Annotated in this window: 4 protein-coding genes; all 4 read right to left on the reverse strand. The window is 57.7% G+C overall.

Annotation, left to right across the window (positions count from 1 at the left end):
• Positions 1–225: 225 nt before the first annotated feature.
• A complete protein-coding gene (locus M3436_19630) occupies positions 226–897 on the reverse strand; it encodes a response regulator transcription factor (protein ID MDQ3566191.1) in 672 nt (223 codons plus the stop codon).
• Entirely contained in the window at positions 894–2771 is a 1878-nt protein-coding gene (locus M3436_19635; protein MDQ3566192.1) for an MASE1 domain-containing protein, read from the reverse strand. Before M3436_19635 ends, M3436_19630 begins: the two co-directional genes overlap by 4 nt.
• A gap of 542 nt (positions 2772–3313) precedes the next feature.
• Positions 3314–3649, reverse strand: coding sequence for a hypothetical protein (locus tag M3436_19640; GenBank protein ID MDQ3566193.1), 336 nt, complete (start codon positions 3647–3649; stop codon positions 3314–3316).
• A 79-nt stretch (positions 3650–3728) separates the two neighbouring features.
• Positions 3729–4049: a DUF1640 domain-containing protein gene (locus M3436_19645; GenBank protein ID MDQ3566194.1), complete on the reverse strand. Its 321-nt coding sequence runs from the start codon at positions 4047–4049 to the stop codon at positions 3729–3731.
• Positions 4050–4287: the final 238 nt, after the last annotated feature.

Here is a 4287-nt window from a genome sequence, read left to right on the forward strand (position 1 = left end):
GTCGTCGCACCGCCCAGGCTCCCGACGCCCCCAGCTATCCCCGGAGGCCAGTACTCTTTCACCCTAGGAGGCCAGGCTTTACTACCTTCTTTCAGACTCATCTTTGAATTAGAAAATACTATCCAAGCTCCTTCTGACAATACCCATGCATCGATTACTTAACGGTGGGGCAACGACTACCTCTTTAGAGAGAGGACAAGCTCTTTTTTGAGGGCCGGTCGGCGACTAAAGCGTGATCAGCCCACGTCGTGCGGCCACGGCTAGGGCTTCCGTCCGGCTGGTGGCATCGAGTTTCTCGAGAAGGTTCTTGACGTGCGTCTTGACGGTGCCTTCGCTGATCTCCAAGGCCCGGGCGATGAGCTTGTTGCTCAGGCCTTGGGCTACTAAGTTAAGGATTTCCAGCTCCCTGGGGGTGAGATCTTCCTCGCGGAGGCGGCTGGCTAATTTTACAGCAATTCCGGGCGAGATGAAGGTCTTGCCTGCATATACAGCTCGGATGCAGTTTAACAGTTCCTCGCGGTGGGCGTCCTTCAAGAGATAGGCTTTGGCGCCCGCTCGCATTCCGCGGTAAACATCCTCATCGCTATCGTAGGTCGTCAATATAATAACCGAAGCCTTGTCGTCTTCCTCCCGGATTGCAATGATAGCCTCTACGCCGGACATCTCGGGCATGCGCAGATCCATCAAGGTGACATCCGGGCGGTGATTGCGCCACTGTTCGAGCGCCTCGCGGCCATTACCGGCTTCGCCGACGACGGTCATATCACTCTGCCGGTTCAGGATTGCGACGAGTCCCTCCCGAACGACGAGGTGATCGTCAGCGATCAGAACCCTAATCTCGCTCAATGCGGATCCCGGCTGGGGCACGCCCGGTGCGTCAAAGGATGGACTGTTCATGTCTCTTGCGCCGGTCCCAGCGCGACCCTAATCTCGGAGCCTTTGCCGGGCGAGCTCGTTATGGTCAAATCGCCACCGATTCGTCCGGCTCTTTCTCTCATGCCGATCAACCCGAATCCATCGTAAGAAACTGTGGGGTCGAATCCCTTTCCATCATCGAGGATCTGGAGCTGTGTCCTGTGCGGTTCGAATAAGACCTTGACCTCGAATCTCTGCGCGTTGGCATGTTTGATTGTATTGGTAAGGGACTCCTGTACGATGCGGATGATCTCATCTTCGCACGCCTCCGCGAGCGGTCTCGGTTGGCCTACCACGCTGACCTTGGGCTCTATGCGAGTATCGCGAGTCATTTTCCGGACCATGGTATCGAGCGCTGCGGGCAGGGCCTGCGCTGCGAGAACCCTGGGGCGCACCGCCCGCACCGAGCGGCGCGCTTCGGCGAGGGCGCTGCGCGCAAGCTCGCTTGCCCGTGAGATATGCGTTTTCACGGGCGCTGCGTCGCCGCTAACCAAGGCATCCTCGGCGGCCTGCAATTGCAAGATCACGCCGGTGAAACCTTGCGCCAGAGTATCATGGATGTCGCGCGCGATCCGGTTGCGTTCGGCGAGCACGGCCGACTCGCTTGCTTGTTCGCTCAGCCGGGCCATCTGGATGGCAAGCGTGGCCTGTTGACCGAGCGCTTCGGCGAAGCCTAACGTGCTATCCGGGTCGGGCAGTCCGCTCTCGTTGCTGCGAACCGTCATCCAGGCAATTGCCCGCTCTCCGACCACCATGGACACGCTTAACAGGCTTTTTGCGCCGATAGCTCGAAGATACTTCGACATGGCTGGCGGGATTGCAGGGTCGCCTTCACTGTAAAACCGGGCCCTGCTCCCCTCGTCGTGGTCTAATGACATCGGGCCTTCCGCGAAGGGAATAGACTGTCGCGCCGCAGGATGCACGGACTCAGCAGCGGTAAGGATCCGGCCATCGACACATTCAAGGTGCAGGCGCAGAACACGCGCATCGTGGTCCGGAAACCATAAGGCACCACCTGTTCCCTCCAGCTCCTCCACCATCGCCTTCAGAGAATGCCCCCAAAACGATTCTAGATCCGGTTCCGCGGAGAGCAGCACTAGAGACTTCGCCAGCGCTTCCGTTTGGCCGCGCGCCAGGCGTTCTGCGCGCTTGCGCTGAACGATTTCTGCATTGAGTGCTAGATTCAGTTCCGCTAATTCTGTCGTCCGCCTCCGCAGCGCCGTTTCCGCCCCCCTGTGCTCGCACGTGACCGCGGCCAGCGTCATTCCCGTCACTGACAGTATGCCTAAGAAACTCAGCAGCTCTAAGAGACTTTCAAGGTCGCCCTTTGCCGCCGCCGGCCAAAAACCGCTCCCCCAATCCCAGATCGTGATCCCCGTCGCGGCGAAGACGGTCAGCGCGCTCCCGCGAGGCCTGAGCCGCAGCGCTGCCCAAGCGACGAATGGAAACAACAGGTATTCGGGCGGGTAGCTGAGCGGGGGCAGCACCCAACCCCTGAAAAAAAGCATGCTTACAACGATCAGGAGCGTGAGCAGACCGGCGGCCTCCATGACCTGAGCGAACGCCCAGTCGTCGCGCCACTTACGGCTCCAGGTCAGGAGCAGCGGCGTGACCAACAGCATCCCCATGCCATCACCCAGCCACCATATCCACCAGGTCGGAACGGCGGTGGAGCGGTCCACTACCTGGCTCCACCATAGACTAGCGACTCCTATCGTAGCTCCGAGGATGGCGGCACAAACGGAGGTCATGGCCACGAATGCTAATACATCCCGTAGACGGTCGAGCGCGCGATGAAACGCCCCGACCCGATGTAACAGATAGGCAGCCAGCATCGCCTCCAGGGTGTTTCCCACACCGATACCCAGTGCGGTCTCGACAGAAAAGCCGGAAAAAGGCGTTATTGCAAACGCACCGATCTAGATCCCCGGCCAAAACCGGTAACCAAAAACCAGGATCACCCCGAGGGCGATACCAGCAGGAGGCCAAACGGGAGTGACACTGTTCTGAACACCCGGAACCAGCCACAAGCCAAACCAGGCTGCAGCAACATATACCAATGTGAAGGCCGTAACGCCCGCTAAATACTTCAGTGTTACCTTATACATTGACTTAGGAACCTGAATTCGCTTGACCCCAACTATGGGCCTCGCATCGCTGACAGGTCAATGCGGCGGTTACGGACAACTTTCGACCAACTCGCCGACGGCCACCGCGCCGGTGAGGAAGTACCGATCCAGCGCCTCGACCAAGGCGCGCTCCGGCCGCCGGTAAAATATCCCGTAGCCGGCGCCGCGCCGCGCATTCATGCCGCGGAGAGCGAGCCTGAAGTGGCAGCGCCTGAAACCCTACGAGGAATTCGCTGAGATATCGATCGACATTAGGATGGGATCGCCGCTTACTGCAAACCCGAGAACAAAGTTCCGCTGGGTTTCGTTGAAGGGTTGAACAACAAGATCCGAGTCATCCAGCGACGTGCCTCGGACTGCGAGACGAGGAATACCTGCGCCTGAAAGTCCTGACCTGCATGTTGCCGGCGCTCTAAAATGGTCCAAATACACCCACTCGATTTCCAGAAGAGCCATTCAAAATTCTGATAACGATAACCCGCGTACACAGTCGCACCAGAGAGCGGCATCCATGCTAGAGGCTGTGCGTCAGGTGGTGCGAGAAGAATTGAAAGGCAAGGTGGCCTGTCCACGAGCGAACGGACATCAAGCGTTACTGTTTTCATCACGCCACCTCGTTACCATGCCGGTGGTCAGCTTCGGAAATCGGTTCGGGCAGTTCCCAAGCCACGCGCGCCATGAAGATCAAACGAAAAACGCTTTGAGGACGAGTGAGACCACACCCGCAAGTAGCACGCCCAACATCCATTTCAATAAAGTTATCTCCCCTCTCACCTGGGTAATCTCGCCCATCAGTTTGCCCTCGAGGCGCTCCAATTTGGTATCAAATCGCATTTCGAACTCCTTGAGCTCGCGCCTTAAATCCTCCTTGGTAACCAACTCCTTAAAATTAACTTGAATAACCTCCGCGATAGCCTCTGCTTCCGCTTCGGCGTGCTTGTCCGCGACACCGGCGGCCTTGAGCTTATTGCCAAACTTTAGGGTATCGAAGGTAATGGTGGCCATTGGGCCAGTATAAAAAGGGGTAGGAACCTGTCAAGCAGTACCGTGGATGGTTTCCCTGCCACGCTAGCTTTCCCGGCTAGCCTAGCACAGAAGCCAAGATCGGTCGAGCATGAGTCTATTCCAATGCAAGATGAGTCTGAAGGGAGGGCTTATTTCTAATACAAGATGAGTCTGAAGTAAGGCGGCGACTGTTCATGATGGGAGGATGAAGACCATCATGAACGACGGACAATTAGAG

It is taken from the genome of Pseudomonadota bacterium (assembly GCA_030859565.1).
Lineage (GTDB): Bacteria > Pseudomonadota > Gammaproteobacteria > JACCXJ01 > JACCXJ01 > USCg-Taylor.

Excerpts from the sequence above, each read along its gene's own strand:
- M3436_19640 (MDQ3566193.1), bottom strand. The coding sequence starts at position 3,649 with ATGAAAACAGTAACGCTTGATGTCCGTTCGCTCGTGGACAGGCCACCT.
- M3436_19630 (MDQ3566191.1), bottom strand. The coding sequence starts at position 897 with ATGAACAGTCCATCCTTTGACGCACCGGGCGTGCCCCAGCCGGGATCC.
- M3436_19645 (MDQ3566194.1), bottom strand. The coding sequence starts at position 4,049 with ATGGCCACCATTACCTTCGATACCCTAAAGTTTGGCAATAAGCTCAAG.